This is a genomic window from Halomonas sp. A020, assembly GCF_027943625.1.
Lineage (GTDB): Bacteria > Pseudomonadota > Gammaproteobacteria > Pseudomonadales > Halomonadaceae > Vreelandella > Vreelandella piezotolerans.
In genome coordinates this window covers 1,497,871-1,518,670 of the sequence record NZ_AP022850.1, presented here as the reverse complement: position 1 = coordinate 1,518,670, position 20,800 = coordinate 1,497,871, and the positions used below count along the sequence as shown (strand labels likewise).

General features: G+C 58.3%; 36 protein-coding genes and 1 riboswitch. Of the genes, 8 read left to right on the top strand and 28 right to left on the bottom strand.

Translation table 11 applies throughout. The features are described 5' to 3' along the window. The first annotated feature begins 69 nt into the window (after positions 1–69). Positions 70–747, top strand: coding sequence for a cupin domain-containing protein (locus FRH_RS07070; RefSeq protein WP_153843228.1), 678 nt, complete (start codon positions 70–72; stop codon positions 745–747). Here the strand turns inward: FRH_RS07070 and FRH_RS07065 are convergent. Together FRH_RS07065 and gloA are read right to left on the bottom strand one after the other, a co-directional pair. After that, the gene (locus FRH_RS07065; RefSeq protein WP_153843229.1) at positions 744–1,109 is read right to left on the bottom strand and encodes a DUF6164 family protein; all 366 of its coding nucleotides are present in this window, start codon (positions 1,107–1,109) and stop codon (positions 744–746) included. The two genes, FRH_RS07070 and FRH_RS07065, sit on opposite strands and share 4 nt — an antisense overlap. Before the next feature lie 2 nt (positions 1,110–1,111). Then, positions 1,112–1,645 (bottom strand): lactoylglutathione lyase, encoded by a 534-nt coding sequence (gene gloA / locus FRH_RS07060; RefSeq protein ID WP_139527884.1) that lies wholly within the window; start codon positions 1,643–1,645, stop codon positions 1,112–1,114. 191 nt (positions 1,646–1,836) lie between these two features. On the opposite strand from gloA, the gene FRH_RS07055 reads away from it, so the two are divergent. The 7 genes from FRH_RS07055 (at position 1,837) to FRH_RS07025 (ending at position 6,468) form a co-directional block, all read left to right on the top strand. After that, entirely contained in the window at positions 1,837–2,211 is a 375-nt protein-coding gene (locus FRH_RS07055; protein ID WP_139527883.1) for a DUF2237 domain-containing protein, read from the top strand. A gap of 124 nt (positions 2,212–2,335) precedes the next feature. Then, entirely contained in the window at positions 2,336–2,680 is a 345-nt protein-coding gene (locus FRH_RS07050; protein ID WP_281997997.1) for a hypothetical protein, read from the top strand. 49 nt (positions 2,681–2,729) lie between these two features. Next, a riboswitch (TPP riboswitch) is annotated at positions 2,730–2,821 on the top strand. Between the two features lie 24 nt (positions 2,822–2,845). Continuing rightward, positions 2,846–3,655, top strand: a complete 810-nt coding sequence (thiM, locus tag FRH_RS07045) for a hydroxyethylthiazole kinase (RefSeq protein ID WP_153843232.1) — start codon at positions 2,846–2,848, stop codon at positions 3,653–3,655. Further along, positions 3,645–4,259 (top strand): thiamine phosphate synthase, encoded by a 615-nt coding sequence (gene thiE, locus FRH_RS07040; RefSeq protein ID WP_281997996.1) that lies wholly within the window; start codon positions 3,645–3,647, stop codon positions 4,257–4,259. The genes thiM and thiE overlap by 11 nt, the downstream gene beginning before the upstream one ends. Next, complete coding sequence (locus tag FRH_RS07035) at positions 4,256–5,176, top strand: LysR family transcriptional regulator (protein ID WP_281997995.1); 921 nt, start codon at positions 4,256–4,258, stop codon at positions 5,174–5,176. The genes thiE and FRH_RS07035 overlap by 4 nt, the downstream gene beginning before the upstream one ends. A gap of 90 nt (positions 5,177–5,266) precedes the next feature. Then, positions 5,267–5,674, top strand: a complete 408-nt coding sequence (locus FRH_RS07030) for a DoxX family protein (protein ID WP_281997994.1) — start codon at positions 5,267–5,269, stop codon at positions 5,672–5,674. A gap of 56 nt (positions 5,675–5,730) precedes the next feature. Further along, a complete protein-coding gene (locus FRH_RS07025) occupies positions 5,731–6,468 on the top strand; it encodes a class III extradiol ring-cleavage dioxygenase (protein WP_281997993.1) in 738 nt (245 codons plus the stop codon). Positions 6,469–6,471: 3 nt separating this feature from the next. Here FRH_RS07025 and FRH_RS07020 read toward each other — a convergent pair whose 3' ends face one another. The 26 genes from FRH_RS07020 to rplB form a co-directional block, all read right to left on the bottom strand. Next, complete coding sequence (locus FRH_RS07020) at positions 6,472–7,347, bottom strand: DMT family transporter (protein WP_153843237.1); 876 nt, start codon at positions 7,345–7,347, stop codon at positions 6,472–6,474. Between the two features lie 104 nt (positions 7,348–7,451). After that, positions 7,452–8,843, bottom strand: a complete 1,392-nt coding sequence (locus tag FRH_RS07015; RefSeq protein WP_281997992.1) for a serine hydrolase — start codon at positions 8,841–8,843, stop codon at positions 7,452–7,454. A 196-nt stretch (positions 8,844–9,039) separates the two neighbouring features. Further along, positions 9,040–9,426 carry a 50S ribosomal protein L17 gene (rplQ, locus tag FRH_RS07010; protein ID WP_044628819.1) on the bottom strand — a complete coding sequence of 129 codons (387 nt, stop codon included), beginning with the start codon at positions 9,424–9,426 and terminating at the stop codon, positions 9,040–9,042. Positions 9,427–9,465: 39 nt separating this feature from the next. After that, the gene (gene rpoA / locus FRH_RS07005; RefSeq protein WP_016915790.1) at positions 9,466–10,461 is read right to left on the bottom strand and encodes a DNA-directed RNA polymerase subunit alpha; all 996 of its coding nucleotides are present in this window, start codon (positions 10,459–10,461) and stop codon (positions 9,466–9,468) included. A gap of 125 nt (positions 10,462–10,586) precedes the next feature. Then, positions 10,587–11,207 (bottom strand): 30S ribosomal protein S4, encoded by a 621-nt coding sequence (rpsD, locus tag FRH_RS07000; protein ID WP_044628820.1) that lies wholly within the window; start codon positions 11,205–11,207, stop codon positions 10,587–10,589. A 12-nt stretch (positions 11,208–11,219) separates the two neighbouring features. Beyond that, positions 11,220–11,606, bottom strand: a complete 387-nt coding sequence (gene rpsK / locus FRH_RS06995) for a 30S ribosomal protein S11 (RefSeq protein ID WP_009099028.1) — start codon at positions 11,604–11,606, stop codon at positions 11,220–11,222. Positions 11,607–11,658: 52 nt separating this feature from the next. Beyond that, entirely contained in the window at positions 11,659–12,015 is a 357-nt protein-coding gene (gene rpsM, locus FRH_RS06990) for a 30S ribosomal protein S13 (protein WP_062363022.1), read from the bottom strand. Between the two features lie 121 nt (positions 12,016–12,136). Beyond that, positions 12,137–12,250 carry a 50S ribosomal protein L36 gene (gene rpmJ, locus FRH_RS06985; protein ID WP_009099023.1) on the bottom strand — a complete coding sequence of 38 codons (114 nt, stop codon included), beginning with the start codon at positions 12,248–12,250 and terminating at the stop codon, positions 12,137–12,139. A gap of 28 nt (positions 12,251–12,278) precedes the next feature. Beyond that, a complete protein-coding gene (gene secY / locus FRH_RS06980; protein WP_054640906.1) occupies positions 12,279–13,610 on the bottom strand; it encodes a preprotein translocase subunit SecY in 1,332 nt (443 codons plus the stop codon). Beyond that, a complete protein-coding gene (gene rplO, locus FRH_RS06975; protein WP_089674586.1) occupies positions 13,611–14,045 on the bottom strand; it encodes a 50S ribosomal protein L15 in 435 nt (144 codons plus the stop codon). 3 nt (positions 14,046–14,048) lie between these two features. Then, the gene (rpmD, locus tag FRH_RS06970; protein ID WP_139527875.1) at positions 14,049–14,231 is read right to left on the bottom strand and encodes a 50S ribosomal protein L30; all 183 of its coding nucleotides are present in this window, start codon (positions 14,229–14,231) and stop codon (positions 14,049–14,051) included. Between the two features lie 6 nt (positions 14,232–14,237). Further along, entirely contained in the window at positions 14,238–14,738 is a 501-nt protein-coding gene (gene rpsE, locus FRH_RS06965; RefSeq protein WP_044628824.1) for a 30S ribosomal protein S5, read from the bottom strand. 11 nt (positions 14,739–14,749) lie between these two features. Beyond that, positions 14,750–15,100: a 50S ribosomal protein L18 gene (gene rplR / locus FRH_RS06960; protein WP_139527874.1), complete on the bottom strand. Its 351-nt coding sequence runs from the start codon at positions 15,098–15,100 to the stop codon at positions 14,750–14,752. Positions 15,101–15,109: 9 nt separating this feature from the next. Further along, entirely contained in the window at positions 15,110–15,640 is a 531-nt protein-coding gene (rplF, locus tag FRH_RS06955) for a 50S ribosomal protein L6 (RefSeq protein WP_139527873.1), read from the bottom strand. Between the two features lie 9 nt (positions 15,641–15,649). Further along, positions 15,650–16,042 (bottom strand): 30S ribosomal protein S8, encoded by a 393-nt coding sequence (gene rpsH / locus FRH_RS06950; RefSeq protein WP_009723892.1) that lies wholly within the window; start codon positions 16,040–16,042, stop codon positions 15,650–15,652. A 32-nt stretch (positions 16,043–16,074) separates the two neighbouring features. After that, positions 16,075–16,380, bottom strand: coding sequence for a 30S ribosomal protein S14 (gene rpsN, locus FRH_RS06945; RefSeq protein WP_044628827.1), 306 nt, complete (start codon positions 16,378–16,380; stop codon positions 16,075–16,077). A gap of 10 nt (positions 16,381–16,390) precedes the next feature. Next, positions 16,391–16,930: a 50S ribosomal protein L5 gene (gene rplE, locus FRH_RS06940; protein WP_139527872.1), complete on the bottom strand. Its 540-nt coding sequence runs from the start codon at positions 16,928–16,930 to the stop codon at positions 16,391–16,393. An 18-nt stretch (positions 16,931–16,948) separates the two neighbouring features. Next, complete coding sequence (rplX, locus tag FRH_RS06935) at positions 16,949–17,263, bottom strand: 50S ribosomal protein L24 (protein ID WP_009723895.1); 315 nt, start codon at positions 17,261–17,263, stop codon at positions 16,949–16,951. Between the two features lie 14 nt (positions 17,264–17,277). Beyond that, positions 17,278–17,649, bottom strand: coding sequence for a 50S ribosomal protein L14 (gene rplN, locus FRH_RS06930; protein ID WP_009723896.1), 372 nt, complete (start codon positions 17,647–17,649; stop codon positions 17,278–17,280). Between the two features lie 50 nt (positions 17,650–17,699). Then, positions 17,700–17,960: a 30S ribosomal protein S17 gene (rpsQ, locus tag FRH_RS06925; protein WP_009723897.1), complete on the bottom strand. Its 261-nt coding sequence runs from the start codon at positions 17,958–17,960 to the stop codon at positions 17,700–17,702. 1 nt (position 17,961) lies between these two features. Further along, positions 17,962–18,153, bottom strand: coding sequence for a 50S ribosomal protein L29 (rpmC, locus tag FRH_RS06920; RefSeq protein ID WP_027337514.1), 192 nt, complete (start codon positions 18,151–18,153; stop codon positions 17,962–17,964). After that, positions 18,153–18,566, bottom strand: a complete 414-nt coding sequence (gene rplP, locus FRH_RS06915) for a 50S ribosomal protein L16 (protein ID WP_007112000.1) — start codon at positions 18,564–18,566, stop codon at positions 18,153–18,155. Before rplP ends, rpmC begins: the two co-directional genes overlap by 1 nt. A 15-nt stretch (positions 18,567–18,581) precedes the next feature. After that, positions 18,582–19,286, bottom strand: a complete 705-nt coding sequence (gene rpsC / locus FRH_RS06910) for a 30S ribosomal protein S3 (RefSeq protein ID WP_018917731.1) — start codon at positions 19,284–19,286, stop codon at positions 18,582–18,584. An 11-nt stretch (positions 19,287–19,297) separates the two neighbouring features. Further along, positions 19,298–19,630, bottom strand: coding sequence for a 50S ribosomal protein L22 (gene rplV / locus FRH_RS06905; RefSeq protein ID WP_044628831.1), 333 nt, complete (start codon positions 19,628–19,630; stop codon positions 19,298–19,300). An 18-nt stretch (positions 19,631–19,648) separates the two neighbouring features. Continuing rightward, the gene (gene rpsS, locus FRH_RS06900; protein WP_009098993.1) at positions 19,649–19,924 is read right to left on the bottom strand and encodes a 30S ribosomal protein S19; all 276 of its coding nucleotides are present in this window, start codon (positions 19,922–19,924) and stop codon (positions 19,649–19,651) included. Positions 19,925–19,957: 33 nt separating this feature from the next. Then, positions 19,958–20,788: a 50S ribosomal protein L2 gene (rplB, locus tag FRH_RS06895; protein WP_044628832.1), complete on the bottom strand. Its 831-nt coding sequence runs from the start codon at positions 20,786–20,788 to the stop codon at positions 19,958–19,960. Between the last annotated feature and the right edge of the window lie 12 nt (positions 20,789–20,800).

The following is a 20,800-nucleotide window of genomic DNA, read 5'->3' as shown; positions in this document are numbered from 1 at the left end:
TGGGGAGACTGACACCCACAGCGCCGCTGCCACTGTTCACTGTTTACTTCACCGCAAAGAGCCACGACCATGCGCCTAAACGCCGACTTTAGCCACTTTGCCTGTGTCACGCCGGAACAGTATCACTGGGTGGCCTCGCCTAGCGCAGGTGTCGAACGTATGATGCTGGATCGCATTGGCGATGAGGTGGCCCGCGCCACGAGCCTGGTGCGCTACGCGCCCAACAGCCAGTTCAGCCGCCATACCCACGAAGGCGGTGAGGAAATTTTGGTGCTCGAAGGCGTGTTTGCCGATGAGCATGGCCGTTACCCAGCGGGCAGCTATCTACGCAACCCCATCGGCACGGGACACACGCCGCGCATTGGCGACGAGGGTGCGCTGATCCTGGTGAAACTTCATCAGTTCGATGAAAACGACCTGCTCCAACTCGCCATTCCCGCCCACCGCCTGCCCTGGCAGCCCGACCGTCGGCCAGGCATCACCTACAAAATGCTGCACACCTATCAACATGAACGCGTCAGCCTAGAGCGTTGGGAAGGCGAGGTCATTATCGACTATCCGGCGCTGCCGGGCGGCTTGGAGCTGTTCGTACTGGAGGGCTCGCTACGCGACGCAGACACCGAGTACCCGGCAGGTAGCTGGTGCCGCTATCCCCCGGGGGCTGCCCCGCGGCTTAGCGCTGGACCCTCGGGGGTCATGATGTACGTCAAACGCGGACACCTATCTAACGCGCTGTGCGACGTTTAGCGGGCGAGTCCTACGAACGGCAGTAAGGTCAGCAGAGCGATCATCAGCACCGCCACGATCACTAGCGTGACTTGAAGCGGATGGGCCATGAAGCGTCGCCACAGCGTAGGGGCATCATCACGCGCCAGCGCCTCTTCGTGTTCACGGCGCACCTTGGCTAATCGCTCGGCCTGGTAACGCGCCAGCACCGCCTCGGCATCGTCTTGCTGTGCTGGGTCGCGCAGCCAGATGGCATCAACTCCCAGGCGGAAAAAGCCCGCCTGGGTTTCGTACACGTCGAAACCATGTTCTTCCAGCAGTTGGCGGACTTCCATGGCTTCTTCATCGGTCACATGGCGCAACCGAAACAGCAGATGAGCCATCGTTAATCGCCCATGCCTGCCATACGGTCGGCTTGAATCACTTCGATCCAGTAGCCATCGGCGTCTTTGACGAAGATCACGTCTTTCATTTTGCCTTGGTCGGCACGCTTCACGAAGGTGACGTCGTGCTCATCGAACCACGCTTGGGCGGCTTCCAAGTCCGGCACGCTAAAACAGATGTGCCCGAAGCCTTGCGGCTCGGCATTACCGTCGTGGTAGGCAAAGTCCTGCTCGTTTTCGGTGCCCCAGTTATGGGTCAGCTCTAGCAGGCCTTTCTGGCTGAAGGTCCAGGCGGTGCGCGCTTGGGTCTCTTCCGGCACGTGATCGCTCTCCTCGACATTGGCCAGAAAGTAGAGCGAAAACTGCATCTCCTCGAAGTCCAGACGGCGCAGCACCTGCATGCCAAACACCTTGGAGTAAAACGCGAGCGCACGCTCAGGGTCTTTGACCCGCAGCATGGTGTGGTTCAAGCGAAAGCCCTGGGTTTGCGAAGCGGCCGGGGTCACCCCCGGATGCTGTTCACCTTGATACGACATGACACTCTCCTGGTTGGATGATGCTTGTGTTGACGCGATGCAAAATCTTTGACGGACGTATGACTTTGTACAAGGCTTAGGCGACAGCGTCGTGCTTCCCGCTGCCTGTGCATCACTGCCTTTGAAGGCGTTATTTCCCATGTTATGAGGGCGAGGAACGCAGAATTCCAGCCTGCCCCCGAGGAGTCTTTATGTCCCGTGATCTAAACGTATTGGGTGAACCGCTCACGCCCTGCTGCCACTCGCCGAAAACCGGTTTCTATCGCGATGGTTTTTGCCGGGTAGGGCCAGACGATGTCGGCATCCATTCGGTGTGCGCCATGGTGACCGAGGAGTTTTTGGCCTTCTCCAAGGCGCAAGGCAACGACTTGGTGACACCGCGGCCGGAGTTTGGCTTTCCCGGTTTGAAACCCGGGGATCGCTGGTGTCTTTGCGCGCACCGCTGGGCCGAAGCGGCACAGGTAGGACTCGCGCCGCCGGTCGTTTTGTCCGGTACGAACGAGCGAACGCTGGACATCATTCCACTGGTCAAACTCCAGCAGCATGCGCTAGATGCCGTGCATTAATACCTGGGCAAAGGCGCCCCCGAATGCCCCTGGAAAAATGATGCAAATCTTCTACACTTCTATTTCGACAATTTTACATAGTGACCCGTGATGCCCCGCGAATGGCGTCCGATAGGAGCACGTCATGACAGCTATCGATATGACCCTTGGCGATCGCCTGACATTGAAGCAGTTGAACAATGCGATTCAGAATGGCTTCTCCCCCATCGTCGAAGTCGAGTCCATGGATGGCATCTACAAAGTGCGTTTTCACCATGCTAATGGCGTCTCGGACCTATGTGACGCTCAAGGTCGCGTCAGCACCTTTCTGGGAACCGGTGAAATTCGCGATGCCCTGGGCCAACTCGGCTTAACCCATGGCGTGCTGACCTTTGCCGATCAGTGCGGCGACGAAATGATTGGCGTGCAGGGCCGAGCCATCACCCCTGACGAAATGCTCACGTACGGCACCCGCATCGCGTTTCGTTGACGCGTTGTTGACCGGGCTTTACAGCGCCGTCCAAGGCTAGGATAGTACCCACCAACGACAGGGGCGCCGTTCAACGGCTGAGAAGCACCCTTTGAACCTGAACCGGATAACGCCGGCGTAGGGAGTCGTGGTGCTTACCACCACCTCCTTACCCGGGAGGAAACCATGACTTACCACCCACTTGGCGATATGCTCGCTGCCCTGCGCGAGTCCACGCCGCTCGTTCACTGCATGACCAATTACGTGGCCATGAACAGTACCGCCAACCTGCTGCTGGCCACGGGCGCATCGCCTGCCATGCTGCACGCCGCCGAAGAAGTCGCTGAATTTACCGCGATGGCAAACGCGCTCTCCATCAATATTGGCACGCTCTCTGCTCCCTGGGCCGAGTCGATGCAGCTGGCGGCGCGCACGGCCGATACGACCGACACCCCCTGGGTGCTGGACCCCGTCGCCGTCGGGGCCACCGAGTTCCGCCAGCGGGTGTGCCAGGCGCTGCTGTCCCATCGCCCCAGCGTCATTCGCGCCAATGCCTCGGAAGTGATGGCGCTGGCCGGCTTGGCCAGCCAAGGGCGTGGGGTCGATGCCACGGCCTCCGTCGATGACGCCACTCACGCCGCCATGACGCTCGCCCAGCGGCAACGCTGCATCGTTGCCATGACCGGCGAGACCGATGTCATCACCGATGGTAGCCACCACGTCCGGCTAACCGGGGGCCATCCGCTGATGCCCCGCGTTACGACGCTGGGCTGTGGCTTGAGCGCCTTGGTGGCTGGGTTCGTTGCCGCCAACCGCGAGCACCCGCTGGCCGCGACGCTGGCCGCCTTGGCGTGCTTTGGCATCGCCGGGCATCGTGCGGGTCAGCAGGCCAAGGGGCCGGGCAGCTTTCAGGTCGCGTTTCTGGATGCACTTTACCAGCTCACTCCAGAGGATCTTTCGTCGCAAAGCCAAGTGGAGACGCTGCATGCCGTGTGATCTTTCGCTCTATTTGGTGACCGATGCCGCTCTGTGCGCGGAAGCGGGCCTCGAAGCGACGGTGGAAGCCGCCGTCAAAGGGGGCGTGACCGTGGTGCAGCTACGCGACAAGCATGCCAGCGACGAGGCGATGATCGAACAAGCCAAGCGCCTCAAAAGGCTGCTGGCGGGCACCCACGTGCCGCTGATCATCAACGACCGACTCGCCGTGGCCGTCGCCAGCGGCGCCGACGGCCTGCATGTTGGCCAGAGCGATACCGCGGTTCTAGAGGCGCGGGAGGCGCTGGGGCCGCAGGCCATTCTAGGACTGTCGATCAACACTCTCGCGCAGCTTCGTGACGCGCCCATCGCGCTGTTGGACTACGTCGGGTTAGGCCCCATTTTCGCCACTGCCAGCAAGCAGGATCATGCTCGGCCCATCGGCTTCGAGGGCCTGGCCGAGCTGGTGCGCGCCTGCCCGTTGCCCAGCGTGGCGATTGGCGGCTTAAAGGCGCAGCACGCCGCCCAAGTGAGTGCCGCCGGTGCCCAAGGGATGGCGGTGATTTCTGCGATCTGCGGCCAGCCCGACCCTTACCGGGCGGCGCTGGCGTTTTGCGCCCCATGAGTCGACTCGACCAGCTGACCGCCTTCGTCAAAGTGGCGGAGCTTGGCAGCTATACCCGCGCTGCCGAGGCACTGGATCTTTCACGTACGCGGGTGTCGCGGCAGGTCATGGCGCTAGAGGAGACGCTGGGCGCGCGATTGATCCAGCGCACGACGCGGCGGCTGCATCTTACCGATGCGGGAGAGCGCTATTTAGCCCATGCCCAGGCCATTTTGCTGGCGTTGGAGGAGGCCGCTGCCGATGTCGGCAGTGGCACTCACACTGTGAGCGGGCGGCTGCGTATCAATGGTCCCATGAGTTTCGGCACGCGCTATCTCGCGCCTCAGGTAGCGAATTTCATGCAGGCGCACCCCGCACTCGACGTACGCCTCGATCTCAACGACCGCCGCGTAGACTTGTTGGAGGAGGGCTATGATGTCGCCATCCGCATCGGTAGCCTGCCCGACTCCAGCCTAATCGCCAGACGGCTAGCCCGCTGCCAGCTCGTGCTGTGCGCGTCACCCGGCTATTTAGCGCAGCACGGCACGCCTTTGCGCATCGAAGACCTTACCCAGCACCACTGCCTGCGCTACCGCAGCGGGCAGAACAGCGGCGACTGGCGCTTCGGCCAGCAGTACGTTAGCGTCACGGGGCCGCTGGAGAGCAATAATGGGGATATGTTGACCCATGCCGCAGAAGCGGGATTAGGCATCGCCCAGCAACCCAGTTTTCTGATTCATGAGAGCATCCAGCGGGGACACTTGGTGCCGCTTCTATTAGACCTACCGCCGACCTACCTAGACATACACGCCCTCTACCCCGCACGGCGTTTTCTACCCGCCAAGGTAGCGCACTTCATCGATCAGTTGGCCGATGCCTGGGGCGACCCACCCATATGGGAACAGGGGCTTGGATTATCGCGTATATCGCAACAGTAAAGTGCTCATCGGTTAGATTATCTTCTTCTCTTGCTGGCCTACAGTAGCATCATCGCATCCATGGTGATGCTCAAAACGCGAGAGAGTGCTATGACGACGTTATCTACCCCGACGACAATCCTTCATGCGACCGCCCTACTGCGCGTTAGCCTAGGTGGGATGGCCCTGGCTCACGGCCTGATGAAAGTGTTCGTGTTTACGCTTCCTGGCACGGTGGGCTACTTCGAATCGCTTGGCCTGCCCGGTTTCATGGCTTACTTGACCATTGCCGCCGAAGTCGGCGGAGGCTTGGCCCTGGTGCTGGGCCTATACACCCGCTGGGTGAGTCTGGCGCTAGTACCGGTGCTGCTCGGCGCCGCCTGGGTACACCTCGGTAACGGCTGGGTCTTCTCCAATCCCGGCGGCGGCTGGGAGTTCCCAGTGTTCTGGGCCGTGGCCCTCCTGGTGCAAGCCGGCCTGGGCAGCGGAAGCTTCGTCATCAGCCGCCGACTGTCATAATCCAATGGCCTGCCGAGAATCACACGTTGGCAGGCCCATTGACTGGAGCGTATCCTATGTTACCGAGTCTCTTCATTTCCCATGGCTCTCCCATGCTGGCGCTCACCCCCACCCCAGCCCATCACTTCTTGAAGGAGCTGGGCCGCACTCTGCGACCCAAGGCCGTCGTGGTGGTTTCAGCACACTGGGAGACCGAACGGTTGCAGGTGAGCCGCAGCGCGACACCTACGACTATCCACGATTTTGGCGGTTTTCCCGACGCCCTGTTTGCCGTGCAGTACCCAGCGCCTGGGGAACCCGTCTTGGCCAAACGTTTGGCCCAACAGCTAGGCGCCACGGAGACGGAGCGCGGACTTGATCACGGCGCGTGGGTGCCACTGTCACTGATGTATCCGGATGCCGATATACCGGTGGTATCGCTATCGCTGCCCAGCCACTGGGGTGCTAGCGAGTTGATCGCCCTGGGCGAGCAGCTCGCACCGCTGCGTCAGGAGGGTATCCTGGTGATCGGTTCGGGCAGCTTGACCCACAATCTCTACGAGCTGCAGGCTCAGGGCAGTCAAGTGCCGGCTTGGGTCGAGCGTTTCGCCGAGTGGGTGCATGCAAGGCTGCGAGAAGATGACCGCGATGCACTCATCCACTGGCAACGCGGCCCCGATGCTGAACGTAATCACCCCACACCCGAGCACTTTCAGCCGCTTCTGGTAGCCATGGGGGCGGGCGGACAGGCAACACTGCGTCATCACAGCGTCGAACACGGCGTGCTGGCCATGGATGTCTATCAGTTTGCCTAACGTCTACGCCGTTGGGCGGCGTTTCAAGGTAGTGCGTCGATCGTGGTAAGCGATAGCTAAGCCGCTCAACATGATCAGCGCGCTGCCGACCCATACCCAAAGGTCCGGCAGCTCTCCCCAGAACCACCAACCCAACAGCACCGCCCAGAGCATGGCCGTATAATCGAAAGGGGCTGCAATGGCCGCAGGCGCATAGCGAAAGGCCAGAGTAATGAATGCCGTGGCACCAACACCCAACACCCCAGATACCAAAAATCCAAGCCAATGCCACGGCTGTGGGGTTTGCCATACCCAGGGCAAACTCACGGCCGTCACGACCAGCGGCACCATGGTCATATAGAACACCATCGCCCATAGGTGCTCGTTGGCGCCATAGCGCCGCGCCGTCACCATCATGAGCGCATAGAACACCGCCGCCGCAAGAACGATCATTGCGCCCAGCTGGAAAGCATCACCGCCAGGGCGCACGACGATCAGCACTCCTAAGAAGCCTAGCAGCGACGCCACCAGCACCGGCGGGTCGATACGCTCACCCAGCAGCGGTACGGAGAGTAGCGTCACGAACAGGGGTGCCACGAAGGCAATCGCCGTGGCCTCGGCCAAGGGCAGCAGGGTCAAGCCCCACACGAAGCAGACCATCGTGGCGGTGTAAATCAAACCGCGCAGCAGATGCACGCCTGGACGCCGAGTACGCAGCTTGCGTAATCCGCCGCTTACGTAAGCCAACAGGGCAATCAGCGGCAGCGATACCAATGTGCGGAAAAAGATGATCTGTAAGGGCGAGTGGACGGCTCCCAGCCATTTAGAGACCGCATCGCCAAGCGCCAAAAACAGCACGCCTAAGCACATGAATAAAATGCCTTTTAGCGAGGGCGTCATCCGTTGTCTCCTCTTCTACGTTTATTATTGTGGCTGCGCACCCAGACGCACAGCATAAAAAAGCCCCGCCAACCGGGGATTGGCGGGGCAGCGTGTCATGCGGCTCAAAGACTCGCGTTGACCACCATGCAGTCCATGCCCTGCGCCTGTAGCGCTTGGCACGCTTGGCGTGCCTGCGATTCGTTCAATGAGACGACACGGGCGCGAAACACTGTCGTGGGCCCCTGAAGCGGATCGATGGCAACGCGGCCTCCCACGCTCGTTGGCAACCGCTGTGCGGCTTGGCGAGCAAACTGCTCTGCCTGTGCCGCTTGGCTAAATGCTCCGACTTGTATGCCCCAACTCGCCGAGGCTGCTTGCCCCTCAGGCGACGCACTGGCCAGTACCTGCTCCCGCTCGATAAAGGCCTGCAGCGGATCTGGAGACGCGGAGGGCGGCGTACGGTCTGCCTCAGCAGCATCGATGAGTTGAGATTCGACGGCCTGCGCGGGCGTTGTTCGTGTAGCGCTCGGTGTCGGGGAGAGGGACGTTGCCGAGACATTGGCTACCATCGGCTGGGTAGAGGGACGAACAGGCGTTGACTGTCGCAGCGGTTGCGCAGGCCCGGCAAAGCCCATGAACTCACTGGAAAAGCTCGTGTTCGCCAACCAAGTGCGCTGATCTCTGAGCGAGGCGCGCATAAAGCTACGGTCCAGCAGATCCGCCATGTGGGTATCCCGCGAGGAGGAGCTAAATCCGCCCATCACCACGGCCACCATCCGCCGACCGTTGTGAACGGCGGTGGTGGCTACGTTAAAGCCCGAAGCACGAATAAAGCCGGTTTTCAAACCGTCGGCCCCCGGGTAGTCGCGCACCAAGCGATTGTGGCTGGTATGGCGCGTGCCACGATAGGTGAACTCCTGCAACCCGAAGTAGTGATAGTATTGAGGAAAGTCCTGCATGACTCGTACCGAGAGCGTCAGCATGTCACGCGCGGTCGTCCTTTGCTGGTCATCGGGCAGCCCAGAGGCGTTGCGGAAGGTGGTGGCGTTCATCCCCAGTTCACGGGCTTTCACTGTCATCAGGTTAGCAAAGCGCTGCTCGCTGCCACCTAATGCTTCCGCCACGACCACGGCCACATCGTTGGCAGAGCGCACGGCTAGCGCACGAATCGCCGTATCCACAGGAATGGAGCTACCGGCCGACAGCCATAGTTTGGTCGCCGGCATGGCAGCCGCCTGAGCAGAAACGGGCAACGGCTGATCGAGGCTTAGCCTTCCCTCCTCCAGCGCTTCGAATGTTAGGTAGAGTGTCATCATTTTCGTGAGCGACGCAGGATAGCGTGGCTCGTCAGCATTTTCAGCGTATAGCACTTCGCCGTTTTCGAGATCCACAACGATGCCTGCATAACGAGGATTCGCCTGGGCGTTGGCGCTACCCATCAGCGTCATCATCAGCATGACCAGTAGCCAGTGCGCCGCCCAAACCGCTGTGCTCACTCCTCGTGTTGTTGCCATACCGACCTCTTACTGATTGATCACACTGCCCGACGCTTGGCCGTTCATACGGCTGCTGCATTAGCCTAGCATGCCTTATCGTTAAATTGATCTTCCCTTAGAGCATTCATCTCGATAAAGCAGCGGAAAAAGCGCAGATATAAAAAAACCGACCCAAAGGGTCGGTTTTCATTGTGCCTACCAGAAGGAGCAGCGCTTATTCAGCGACGGCTTCTTCTTCAGCCACCGGGCGGTCTACGAGCTCAACGTACGCCATGGGCGCGTTGTCGCCGGTGCGGTAACCGCACTTGAGAATACGGATGTAACCACCCGGACGCTCGGCGTAACGCGGACCCAGCTCGTTGAACAGTTTGCCGACGGCTTCTTTGGAGCGCGTACGAGCAAACGCCAAACGGCGGTTTGCAACGCTATCCTGCTTTGCCAGGGTGATCAGCGGCTCGATAACGCGACGCAGTTCCTTGGCCTTGGGCAGGGTTGTCTTGATGACTTCATGTTCGACCAGCGAGACAGACATGTTCTTGAACATGGCCTGACGGTGCGAGCTGGTACGATTCAGATGACGACCACTCTTACGATGACGCATGGTTGTGATTCCTTACCAAACTGGGACTCAAGTCGACGCTTACGCGGAAGCCTTGTCGTCCTTCAGGCTAGCGGGTGGCCAATTTTCCAGCCGCATGCCGAGGGACAAGCCGCGCGCTGCCAATACATCCTTGATTTCATTCAAGGACTTCTTACCGAGGTTCGGAGTCTTCAGCAGCTCCACTTCCGTGCGCTGAATCAGATCACCGATGTAGTAGATATTCTCGGCTTTGAGGCAGTTAGCGCTGCGTACGGTCAACTCGAGATCGTCTACGGGGCGCAATAGGATCGGATCGACGTGATCCTCTTCCTCTTCGACTTCCTGCTCTTTATCAGCTTCCAGGTCGACGAAGGCGGCCAGCTGCTCTTGCAGAATGGTCGCACTGCGACGGATAGCCTCTTCCGGATCCAGGGTACCGTCGGTTTCCAGGTCGATAATCAGCTTATCGAGGTCGGTACGCTGCTCGACACGAGCGGCTTCGACCGAGTAGGAAACACGGCGAACAGGGCTGAAGGTGGCATCCAGCTGCAGGCGTCCAATCGCACGGGTCTCTTCATCAGAGCCACGAGCGTCAGCCGGTTCGTAACCACGACCCAGCGCGACCTTAAGCTGAATTTTCAGCTCGGCACCTTCATTGACGTGTGCAATGACATGGTCCGGGTTGACGATTTCGACGCTATGATCAAGCGCAATGTCGCCAGCGGTGACGACGGCTGGGCCCTGCTTGTTCAGCGAGAGCACCGCCTCATCGCGGCTGTGCATCTTGATCGCAACATCTTTCAAGTTCAGGAGGATTTCGATGACATCTTCCTGCACCCCTTCGAGCGCACTGTATTCGTGCTCTACACCGGCAATTTCAGCCTCTACCACAGCGGCGCCGGGCATGGATGAAAGCAGAATGCGACGAAGTGCATTCCCCAGGGTGTGACCAAAGCCGCGCTCGAACGGTTCGAGGACGATTTTGGCATGATGTGCGCTGATTTCTTCGACCTTGATGTCGCGAGGACGAAGAAACTCTGTCACTGAACGCTGCATATGAACACCTTTCAGGCTGCCAAACGGATACTGAGTACTCTAAAGCACAATACTCAAGAGCATCTGGGCGGTTAGCTTTGCTATCCCGCCCAGGCCTCAAGAAGCAGAAACGTACATCAAACTGCTTACTTGGAGTACAGCTCGACGATCAGGTTTTCGTTGATGTCGGCAGTCAGGTCACCGCGTTCAGGCAGAGCCTTGAAAGTGCCTTCCATCTTCTTGGCGTCGATGTCAATCCAAGCGATGTCGCCACGGTTGGCCGCAATGGTCAACGCGTTTTGAATACGGGCTTGGTTCTTCGCCTTTTCACGGATAGCGACCACGTCACCGGGCTTCACTTGGTAGGAAGCAACGTTAACGGTGCGGCCATTCACGGAAATCGCCTTGTGGCTGACCAGCTGACGCGCTTCAGAGCGAGTCGAGCCGAAGCCCATGCGGTAGACGACATTGTCCAGTCGGGATTCGAGCAGCTGCAACAATACTTCACCGGTCGCACCTTTGAGGCGAGCGGCTTCTTTGTAGTAGTTGCGGAACTGCTTTTCGAGTACGCCATACATACGGCGTACTTTCTGCTTCTCACGAAGCTGCAAGCCGTAGTCGGAAAGACGCTGACGACGCTGGCCGTGTACACCCGGGATCTGCTCGGATTTACACTTCTTCTCGAAGGGAGTCACGCCACTCTTCAGGAAGAGATCGGTGCCTTCACGACGAGACAATTTGCACTTAGGTCCAATATAACGAGCCATGAATCTGTCTCCTTAAACGCGGCGTTTCTTAGGCGGACGGCAGCCATTGTGGGGAATGGGCGTCGCGTCTACGATGCTTTGCACGCGGAAGCCGGCGGCATTCAGTGCGCGCACGGCGGATTCACGGCCGGGACCGGGGCCTTTGACCAGCACGTCTACGTTTTTCACACCATACTCGGCTGCAGCAGTCGCTGCACGTTCGCTTGCTACTTGCGCAGCGAACGGGGTGCTCTTACGAGAACCACGAAAACCCGAACCACCGGCAGTTGCCCAAGAGAGAGCATTGCCCTGGCGGTCTGTGATCGTCACGATCGTGTTGTTAAAAGAGGCATGGATATGCGCAACGGCATCCACTACCTGCTTTTTAACCTTTTTACGGTTACTACGCGGGTTAGCCATGTTGATGTCTATTCCTGTCTATACGCTGGCTCTCTATGAAAGAGCCTGCGTGTTATTTGCGGATCGGCTTACGCGGGCCCTTACGGGTACGCGCGTTAGTCTTGGTCCGCTGACCACGCAGCGGAAGACTACGACGATGACGCAGACCACGGTAGCAGCCTAAGTCCATGAGACGCTTGATGTTAAGCGTGACATCACGACGAAGGTCGCCTTCTACGGTGAACTTACCAACTTCAGAACGCAGGGTATCCAGCTCATCGCTGGACAGGTCTACGATCTTGGCAGTCGGCGCGATACCGGCAGCAGCACAAATGTGCTTAGCGCGAGTACGGCCAATCCCGAAGATATAGGTCAGCGAGATCGCCGCATGCTTGTTGTCCGGGATATTGACGCCTGCAATACGGGCCATCAGCTTACTCCGAAATTTGAGCGGCTTGCTCGTTTAATCATCTACAAAAGGCGCAACAGCATACCCCTTTATAAGCCCTAAGGCAAGGGGTATGCCGGCACCCGCTTAATACAGCCCAGGTTTAGCCCTGACGCTGTTTGTGCCGCGGTTCGATGCAAATGACGCGAACAGCGCCATTGCGACGAATGATCTTGCAGTTACGGCACATCTTCTTTACGGAAGCTCGAACTTTCATCGTTCTCTCCAATTCGCAACGGCGCGCCTCAGCGCATGATGCCGCCGCTACCGTAGCCTTTCAGGTTGGACTTCTTCATCACTGAGTCATATTGATGCGACATGAGATGCGACTGCACCTGGGCCATGAAGTCCATGATGACCACTACCACGATCAGCAGCGACGTACCGCCAAAGAAGAACGGGACGTTCCACGCTACGATCAGGAACTGGGGCATCAGGGAAACCGCAGTGATATACAAGGCACCGAACAGAGTGAGACGCGTCATCACTTTGTCGATATAGCGAGCGGTCTGCTCGCCGGGGCGAATGCCCGGCAGGAAGGCGCCTGACTTTTTCAAATTGTCAGCCACATCCTTGGGATTGAAGACCAGCGCTGTGTAAAAGAAGCAGAAGAATACCACTGCCGCCGCGAAAAGCAAGATGTAAAGCGGTTGGCCAGGGCCTAACGCTTGTGATGCACGCTGCAACCACTCCATCCCTTCGCCAGCCCCTACCCACTGACCGATCGAAGCCGGAAAGAGGAGGATGCTAGAAGCAAAGATGGCTGGAATAACACCGGCCATGTTCACCTTCAAAGGCAAGTAGCTGCTTTGGCCTGCATACATCTTATTGCCGACTTGGCGTCGCGGATAGTTCACTTTGAGGCGGCGTTGACCGCGCTCGATGAACACCACGAACGCAACGGTGGCAATACCTAGCACTGACAGCGCTAACAGCGGAAGAACATTCCAGGCCCCTTCATTGCGAGCAAGCTCGAACGCTTGCCCCACGGCACTGGGCAGCCCAGCGACGATCCCCGCGAAGATCAGCAGCGAAATACCGTTGCCAATCCCCTTCTCGGTGATCTGCTCACCTAGCCACATCATAAACACCGCGCCCGACACGAACGTGATGATCGCAGTGAAATAGAAGCTGAAGTCAGCGCTGTAAGCGATGCCTTGGCTAGCCAGACCCACGGACATGCCGGTAGCCTGGACAAGTGCCAGTATCACCGTGCCGTAGCGGGTGTACTGGCTGATCTTGCGGCGGCCAGCCTCGCCCTCTTTCTTGAGCTGTTCAAGATGAGGGGAGACCGCAGTCATGAGCTGCATGATAATCGACGCCGATATGTAGGGCATAATGCCCAAGGCGAGGACGCTCATGCGCTCCAGGGCGCCACCCGAGAACATGTTGAACATGCCTAGGATGGTGCCCTGTTGCTCCCTAAACAAGGCAGCAAGCTGGTCAGGATTGATACCGGGAACGGGAATGTGGGCACCGATACGGTACACCACGATGGCGAGGAGCACGAAGCGCAAACGCGCCCACAGTTCACTCAGACCGCTGCCCATCGCCGGCATATTTCCTGACTTGGCCATTTAGTCCTCTACCTTGCCGCCAGCGGCTTCGATCGCTTCACGGGCACCTTTGGTGACCTTGATACCACGAACGGTAACCGCCTTGTTCAGTTCGCCAGAAAGGATGATTTTCGCGTGTTGCGTTGCATCCTTCAGCACGTTGGCTTGCTTTAAGGTTTCCATGGTGACCTCGTCACCGGCAACCTTGGCAAGCTCGGCCAGGCGGACTTCTTCAGATACCAGCGATTTAGCGGACGTGAAGCCGAACTTCGGCAGACGACGCTGCAGCGGCATCTGACCGCCTTCGAAACCTGGCTTGACGCTACCGCCACTGCGAGATTTCTGACCTTTGTGGCCACGGCCACCGGTCTTACCAAGACCGGAACCGATACCACGACCAACGCGCTTTTCAGCGTGCTTGGAGCCCGGTGCCGGGCTCAGGGTATTGAGTTTCATGGATTACTCTCCCTCAACGCGCACAAGGTAGGTCACCTTGTGGATCATGCCGCGTACGGCAGGGGTGTCTTCCAGCTCAACCGTATGACCGATGCGACGCAGGCCCAGGCCCTTCATAGTAGCCTTGTGCTTGGGCAAAACGCCGATGGTGCTGCGGATCTGGGTAACCTTGATCGTTGCTGCCATGGTGCCTTACCCCGTGATCGCTTCGACAGACAGACCGCGTTTGGCGGCCACGTCTTCCGGTGCTTGCATGGAGGAGAGACCTTTGACAGTCGCCCGCACCACGTTAACCGGGTTGGTGGAACCGTAGCACTTGGCCAGTACATCGTGGACACCGGCCAGCTCTAGTACAGAGCGCATGGCGCCACCGGCGATGATACCGGTACCTTCGGAGGCTGGCTGCATGTACACCTTGGAAGCGCCGTGACGGGCTTTGACCGGGTACTGCAGCGTGTTGCCTGCAAGGTTGACCTTGACCATGTTGCGACGAGCTTGATCCATCGCTTTCTGGATTGCGACCGGCACTTCACGCGCCTTGCCACGACCGAAACCGACACGACCTTTACCATCACCAACGACGGTCAGTGCGGTGAAGCCGAAAATACGACCACCCTTGACCACCTTGGCGACGCGGTTGACCTGCACTAACTTCTCTTGCAGATCGCCGCTTTGCTGTTCGTTCTTCGCCATCGTAAAACCCTTTAGAATTCCAGGCCGCCTTCACGAGCGGCGTCGGCCAGAGCCTTGACGCGACCGTGATACTTAAAGCCAGCACGGTCGAAGGCCACCTGGGTGATGCCTGCTTCTTTAGCGCGCTCGGCAATCAGAGCACCGACCTTAGTAGCCGCGTCTGTGTTGCCGGTCGCACCCTCGCGCAGTGCCTTGTCCAGCGTAGAAGCACTGGCCAGCACTTTGCCACCATCCGGCGAGATAATCTGCGCGTAGATGTGACGCGGGGTACGGTTGACGCACAGGCGATACACGCCCAGCTCGCGGATCTTGGCGCGAGCGCGGCGGGCACGACGGAGACGAGATTCTTTCTTCGCGTTCATAACCCTGCCTTACTTCTTCTTGGCTTCTTTGCGACGCACCTGCTCGTCGGCGTACCGTACACCCTTGCCTTTATACGGCTCAGGCGGACGGAAGGCGCGGATTTCCGCGGCGCACTGACCGAGCATCTGCTTGTCCGCGCTTTTCAGCACGATCACGGTGTTTTTCGGCGTTTCCGCCGTAACACCCTTAGGCAGTTCGTAGTCGACCGGGTGCGAGAAGCCCAGTGAAAGATTGAGCGTCTGGCCCTTAGCTTGGGCACGATAACCGACGCCAACAATTTCGAGAGTTTTTGTGAAACCCTCAGATACGCCCGTGACCAGGTTCTGAACCAAGGCGCGGGTAGTACCGGCCATTGCCCAGCTCTTGGCAGACTCACTCGGGGCGAAGGTCAGCTGGCCGTCTTCTTGAGCGATCACCACGTCTTGGTGAACGGTCATAGACAGCGTGCCCTGGCCGCCTTTGGCGGTCAGCTGGCCAGCGTCGATTTTGATGTCGACACCAGCAGGCACTTTAACCGGATATTTCGCTATGCGGGACATTCCAGCCTCCTAGAATACGGTGCAGATGACTTCGCCACCGACGCCTGCTTGGCGCGCGGCACGATCGGTCATGACACCATTAGAGGTGGTGACAATCGCGATACCCAGACCATCGGCGACCTTAGGCAGGTTGTCTTTGCCTTTGTACTGGCGCAGAGACGGCTTGGAAACCCGCTGAATGTGCTCGATAACCGGCTTACCCTCAAAGTACTTGAGAGTAACGGTCAGCTCGGGTTTAACGCCTTCAGCCACCGTAAAGTCGGTAATGTAGCCTTCTTCCTTTAGCACGCGGGCCACTTCGACTTTCAGCTTGGAGGACGGCATGGTAGCCGTCTCCTTGGTGGCCATCTGCGCATTGCGGATACGGGTGAACATATCCGCCAGAGTGTCTTGCATGCTCATTTAATGTGCGCTCCTGATGATTCTACGTGGCGTTACCAGCTGGACTTCTTCAGACCAGGGACGTCGCCACGCATGGCGGCTTCACGCAGCTTGTTACGGCCGAGACCGAACTTGTTGTAAAAACCGTGCGGACGGCCAGTCACGCGGCAGCGATTACGCTGACGCACCGGGCTTGAGTCGCGCGGCAGTTGCTGCAGCTTCAGCGTCGCCTCGAAACGATCTTCTTCAGAAGCGTTCACGTCCGAGATGATTTTCTTGAGCTCTGCGCGCTTAGCCGCATACTTCTCGACTAGCTGAGTACGCTTGAGCTCACGCTCTACCATACTTTTCTTAGCCATGATCCAACCCTTATTTCTTGAACGGGAAGTTCAGTGCAGCTAGCAGCGCACGGCCTTCCTCGTCGGTGTTGGCGGTAGTAGTGATGGTGACGTCCAGCCCCCGAACGCGATCGATCTTATCATACTCGATCTCCGGGAAGATGATCTGCTCACGCACACCCATAGAGTAATTGCCGCGACCGTCAAAAGACTTCGGGTTAAGACCACGGAAGTCACGCACGCGGGGAATCGCAATGTTTACCAGGCGGTCCAGGAAGTCCCACATACGCTCTGCGCGCAGTGTCACTTTGATACCGATCGGCCAACCTTCGCGCACCTTGAAGCCCGCGATGGACTTGCGTGCCTTGGTCACCAGCGGCTTCTGACCAGAGAGTTTCTCCAGGTCGCCGATGGCGTTGTCGATCAGCTTTTTATCACTGACCGCTTCGCCGATACCCATGTTCAGAGTCACTTTCGTGATCCGGGGTACCTGCATTACGTTGGCGTAGCTGAACTGCTCTTTGAGTTGAGCCACCACCTCGTTTTGATAACGTTCTTTCAAGTTCGCCATTTTGCTACCCGACTCGCGTTAGGCGTCGATCTGCGTCTGCGTCGACTTGTAGATACGTACCTTGGTACCGTCTTCCTTAACTTGGAAGCCGACGCGATCCGCCTTACCGGTCTCCGAATTGAAGATGGCTACGTTGGACGCGTGAATCGGAGCCTCACGCTCGACGATACCGCCCTGATTACCCGCCATGGGATTGGGCTTGGTGTGACGTTTGATCATGTTCACACCAGACACCACGAAGCGGTTTTCTAGTACCCGCTTAACGGTGCCGCGCTTGCCCTTATCCTTCCCGGCGATGACGATGACTTCATCGTCACGTTTGATCTTTTGCATATCCGCCTCGCTCCTTACAGCACTTCAGGCGCTAGGGAAATGATCTTCATGAACTTCTCATTACGAAGTTCACGAGTTACCGGCCCGAAGATACGCGTGCCGATCGGCTGTTCGTTGGTGTTGTTCAACAAAACTGCCGCATTTCCATCGAAACGGATCAGCGAACCGTCACTACGACGGACGCCACTACGGGTGCGAACGACCACCGCTTTCAGCACTTGGCCTTTTTTGACCTTACCGCGCGGAATCGCTTCTTTCACCGTTACCTTAATGACGTCACCAACGCGGGCGTAACGACGGTGAGAACCGCCTAGCACCTTGATGCATTGCACCCGGCGCGCTCCGCTGTTGTCGGCGACATCCAGCATTGTCTGAGTCTGAATCATCGGTTTTCTCCAAACCTAATCTGACTGCACTGGTTGGACAGACGCAGGGGTTAACCTTTGGCCTGCTCGACCACCTCGACCAGCGTCCAGGCTTTCTTCTTGGAAAGCGGACGGCACTCCTGAATGGAAACCGTATCGCCTGCCTTTGCCTGGTTCGCCTCATCATGGGCGTGCAGCTTGGTGGAGCGCTTAACGTATTTTCCGTAGATCGGGTGACGCTCACGACGCTCGATCATAACGACGATGGACTTGTCCATCTTGTCGCTGACCACCTTGCCGGTCAGCGTACGTGTTTTTTTCTCTTCGGCCATCTCAATCACCTGCCTTCTCGTTGAGCACAGTCTTAACGCGGGCGATATCCCGACGGACCTGCTTGAGCAGATGAGTCTGGCTCAGTTGGCCAGTGGCCTTCTGCATGCGCAGGTTAAACTGCTCGCGGAGTAGCTCGAGGAGCTGCTCTTTGAGCTCTCCTGCGGACTTTTCACGAATTTCCTGGGCTTTCATCACATCACCGTCCGTTTCGCAAAGGTGGTGGACAGGGGCATCTTCTGTGCGGCTAGCTCGAATGCTTCACGGGCCAGCTCTTCGGACACACCTTCAATTTCGTACAGGACCCGACCCGGCTGGATCTGGGCTACCCAGTACTCAACTGAACCTTTACCCTTACCCATACGAACTTCGAGCGGCTTCTTGGAGATCGGCTTGTCCGGGAATACGCGGATCCAAATCTTACCGCCACGTTTGACGTGACGTGTGATCGCACGACGGCCAGCTTCGATCTGACGCGCAGTGATGCGGCCACGACCGGTTGCTTTGAGACCGTACTCCCCGAAGCTGATCTTGCTTCCGCGATGCGCCAGGCCACGGTTGCGGCCTTTCATCATCTTGCGGAATTTCATACGCTTGGGCTGTAACATCGACTCGCTCTCCCCTTACCTGGAACCTTTCTTCTTGGGCGCGTTGCCGGCAGGCTGCTGTTGCTTCGCCTTGGCACGTACTTCCTCGATACCGCCGAGGATTTCACCCTTGAAGATCCACACTTTGACGCCGATGACGCCGTAGGTGGTGTGAGCTTCGTAAGTGGCGTAGTCGATGTCCGCACGCAGAGTGTGCAGCGGAACGCGACCTTCGCGGTACCATTCGGTACGTGCGATTTCGGCACCACCCAGACGACCTGACAGCTGAATCTTGATGCCGCCAGCGCCAAGACGCATTGCGTTCTGTACCGCGCGCTTCATGGCACGACGGAACATGACGCGACGCTCCAGCTGACCCGCTACGTTGGCAGCGACCAGCTTGGCATCCAGCTCCGGCTTGCGAACTTCTTCGATGTTCACATGAACCGGGACACCCATCATCTCGGTCAGATCGCGACGCAGACGGTCGACATCTTCACCTTTTTTACCAATCACGATACCCGGGCGGGCAGTGTGAATGGTGATGCGGGCGTTGTTAGCCGGACGCTCGATGTGGATGCGGCTTACGGAAGCGTTTTTCAGACGCTCTTCCAGGAAGCTGCGCACTTCGAGATCGTTGTTGAGCTTATCGGCATAGGCGCCGCGCTCGGCATACCAGACAGAAGCATGGTCTTTGACGATGCCCAGTCGAATGCCTGTTGGATTGACTTTCTGACCCATCTGGTCGACTCCTACTTCTCGGCTACCTTGACGGTGATGTGGCAGGTGCGCTTCAAGATACGGTCCGCACGGCCTTTGGCGCGCGGCTTGATACGCTTGAGCGTCATGCCCTCATCGACGCAGATGGTCGAGACACGCAGCTCGTCGATGTCCATGCCGTTGTTTTCTTCCGCATTCGCGATGGCGGACTGAAGCACTTTCTTGACCAGTTTGGCAGCCTTCTTCGGGGAGAAGGTCAGCAGATCAAGCGCTTCGGCGACCGGTTTACCGCGCACCTGGTCAGCCACCAAACGGGCCTTCTGTGCGGATAAAGCAGCGCCACTCAGCTTAGCTGTGACTTCCATCTCTTAATCCTCTCTGGCTTACCGTTTGGCTTTCTTGTCCGCCGCATGCCCGCGATACGTGCGAGTGGCAGCGAATTCGCCCAGTTTGTGGCCAACCATTTCCTCGGAAACATGCACCGGGACGTGCTGGCGACCGTTATGGACAGCAATGGTGAGGCCTACCATGTTTGGCAGGATCATCGAACGACGCGACCAAGTCTTGATCGGTTTGCGGTCGTTCTTCTCCACTGCAGCCTCTACCTTCTTCAAAAGATGAAGGTCAATGAAGGGACCTTTCTTAAGTGAACGTGGCACAGCCGTTACCTCTTAATGTCTTGGCAATTTAGATCAACGTGTCTTATTACGACGACGAACGATCAGCTTGTCGGTGCGCTTGTTCTTACGCGTCTTATGACCCTTAGTCGGTACGCCCCACGGGGATACCGGGTGACGACCACCACTGGTGCGGCCTTCACCACCACCGTGCGGGTGATCCACCGGGTTCATCGCGACACCGCGAACAGTCGGACGCACACCTCTCCAGCGCTTCGCACCGGCCTTGCCAAGTTGACGCAGGCTGTGCTCGGAGTTGCTCACTTCACCCAAGGTTGCGCGGCACTCTGCCAACACTTTGCGCATTTCGCCAGAGCGAAGACGCAGCGTGGCGTAGTTACCTTCACGAGCAACCAGCTGAGCGCTAGTACCGGCACTGCGAGCAATCTGCGCGCCTTTACCCGGCTTCAGTTCGATACCGTGAACGGTAGAACCCAACGGGATGTTGCGCAGCGGCAAGGCATTGCCTTTCTTGATGGGCGCGTTGACACCAGACTCCAGCACGTCACCCGCGCTGACACCTTTCGGTGCAATGATGTAACGACGCTCGCCATCGGCATACTTCAGCAGTGCAATGTGCGCACTGCGGTTCGGGTCGTGCTCCAAACGCTCAACGGTGGCCGGAATGCCATCTTTGGTGCGTTTGAAGTCGATCAACCGATAGTGATGACGGTGCCCACCGCCCACGTGGCGGGTGGTGATGCGACCGTAGTTGTTACGGCCACCGGACTTGGACTGCTTTTCCAAAAGCGGTGCATAGGCACGGCCTTTGTACAGTTCCTCACCAACGATCTTGACGACGTGGCGACGACCGGCGGATGTGGGTTTGGTCTTGACGATTGCCATTATCCGTACTCC

Bases quoted from the DNA above. Each gene is read 5' to 3' on its own strand.
- FRH_RS07070 (WP_153843228.1), top strand. From the start codon at position 70: ATGCGCCTAAACGCCGACTTTAGCCACTTTGCCTGTGTCACGCCGGAA.
- FRH_RS07065 (WP_153843229.1), bottom strand. From the start codon at position 1,109: ATGGCTCATCTGCTGTTTCGGTTGCGCCATGTGACCGATGAAGAAGCC.
- gloA (WP_139527884.1), bottom strand. From the start codon at position 1,645: ATGTCGTATCAAGGTGAACAGCATCCGGGGGTGACCCCGGCCGCTTCG.
- FRH_RS07055 (WP_139527883.1), top strand. From the start codon at position 1,837: ATGTCCCGTGATCTAAACGTATTGGGTGAACCGCTCACGCCCTGCTGC.
- FRH_RS07050 (WP_281997997.1), top strand. From the start codon at position 2,336: ATGACAGCTATCGATATGACCCTTGGCGATCGCCTGACATTGAAGCAG.
- thiM (WP_153843232.1), top strand. From the start codon at position 2,846: ATGACTTACCACCCACTTGGCGATATGCTCGCTGCCCTGCGCGAGTCC.
- thiE (WP_281997996.1), top strand. From the start codon at position 3,645: ATGCCGTGTGATCTTTCGCTCTATTTGGTGACCGATGCCGCTCTGTGC.
- FRH_RS07035 (WP_281997995.1), top strand. From the start codon at position 4,256: ATGAGTCGACTCGACCAGCTGACCGCCTTCGTCAAAGTGGCGGAGCTT.
- FRH_RS07030 (WP_281997994.1), top strand. From the start codon at position 5,267: ATGACGACGTTATCTACCCCGACGACAATCCTTCATGCGACCGCCCTA.
- FRH_RS07025 (WP_281997993.1), top strand. From the start codon at position 5,731: ATGTTACCGAGTCTCTTCATTTCCCATGGCTCTCCCATGCTGGCGCTC.
- FRH_RS07020 (WP_153843237.1), bottom strand. From the start codon at position 7,347: ATGACGCCCTCGCTAAAAGGCATTTTATTCATGTGCTTAGGCGTGCTG.
- FRH_RS07015 (WP_281997992.1), bottom strand. From the start codon at position 8,843: ATGGCAACAACACGAGGAGTGAGCACAGCGGTTTGGGCGGCGCACTGG.
- rplQ (WP_044628819.1), bottom strand. From the start codon at position 9,426: ATGCGTCATCGTAAGAGTGGTCGTCATCTGAATCGTACCAGCTCGCAC.
- rpoA (WP_016915790.1), bottom strand. From the start codon at position 10,461: ATGCAGCGTTCAGTGACAGAGTTTCTTCGTCCTCGCGACATCAAGGTC.
- rpsD (WP_044628820.1), bottom strand. From the start codon at position 11,207: ATGGCTCGTTATATTGGACCTAAGTGCAAATTGTCTCGTCGTGAAGGC.
- rpsK (WP_009099028.1), bottom strand. From the start codon at position 11,606: ATGGCTAACCCGCGTAGTAACCGTAAAAAGGTTAAAAAGCAGGTAGTG.
- rpsM (WP_062363022.1), bottom strand. From the start codon at position 12,015: ATGGCCCGTATTGCAGGCGTCAATATCCCGGACAACAAGCATGCGGCG.
- rpmJ (WP_009099023.1), bottom strand. From the start codon at position 12,250: ATGAAAGTTCGAGCTTCCGTAAAGAAGATGTGCCGTAACTGCAAGATC.
- secY (WP_054640906.1), bottom strand. From the start codon at position 13,610: ATGGCCAAGTCAGGAAATATGCCGGCGATGGGCAGCGGTCTGAGTGAA.
- rplO (WP_089674586.1), bottom strand. From the start codon at position 14,045: ATGAAACTCAATACCCTGAGCCCGGCACCGGGCTCCAAGCACGCTGAA.
- rpmD (WP_139527875.1), bottom strand. From the start codon at position 14,231: ATGGCAGCAACGATCAAGGTTACCCAGATCCGCAGCACCATCGGCGTT.
- rpsE (WP_044628824.1), bottom strand. From the start codon at position 14,738: ATGGCGAAGAACGAACAGCAAAGCGGCGATCTGCAAGAGAAGTTAGTG.
- rplR (WP_139527874.1), bottom strand. From the start codon at position 15,100: ATGAACGCGAAGAAAGAATCTCGTCTCCGTCGTGCCCGCCGCGCTCGC.
- rplF (WP_139527873.1), bottom strand. From the start codon at position 15,640: ATGTCCCGCATAGCGAAATATCCGGTTAAAGTGCCTGCTGGTGTCGAC.
- rpsH (WP_009723892.1), bottom strand. From the start codon at position 16,042: ATGAGCATGCAAGACACTCTGGCGGATATGTTCACCCGTATCCGCAAT.
- rpsN (WP_044628827.1), bottom strand. From the start codon at position 16,380: ATGGCTAAGAAAAGTATGGTAGAGCGTGAGCTCAAGCGTACTCAGCTA.
- rplE (WP_139527872.1), bottom strand. From the start codon at position 16,930: ATGGCGAACTTGAAAGAACGTTATCAAAACGAGGTGGTGGCTCAACTC.
- rplX (WP_009723895.1), bottom strand. From the start codon at position 17,263: ATGCAAAAGATCAAACGTGACGATGAAGTCATCGTCATCGCCGGGAAG.
- rplN (WP_009723896.1), bottom strand. From the start codon at position 17,649: ATGATTCAGACTCAGACAATGCTGGATGTCGCCGACAACAGCGGAGCG.
- rpsQ (WP_009723897.1), bottom strand. From the start codon at position 17,960: ATGGCCGAAGAGAAAAAAACACGTACGCTGACCGGCAAGGTGGTCAGC.
- rpmC (WP_027337514.1), bottom strand. From the start codon at position 18,153: ATGAAAGCCCAGGAAATTCGTGAAAAGTCCGCAGGAGAGCTCAAAGAG.
- rplP (WP_007112000.1), bottom strand. From the start codon at position 18,566: ATGTTACAGCCCAAGCGTATGAAATTCCGCAAGATGATGAAAGGCCGC.
- rpsC (WP_018917731.1), bottom strand. From the start codon at position 19,286: ATGGGTCAGAAAGTCAATCCAACAGGCATTCGACTGGGCATCGTCAAA.
- rplV (WP_044628831.1), bottom strand. From the start codon at position 19,630: ATGGAAGTCACAGCTAAGCTGAGTGGCGCTGCTTTATCCGCACAGAAG.
- rplB (WP_044628832.1), bottom strand. From the start codon at position 20,788: ATGGCAATCGTCAAGACCAAACCCACATCCGCCGGTCGTCGCCACGTC.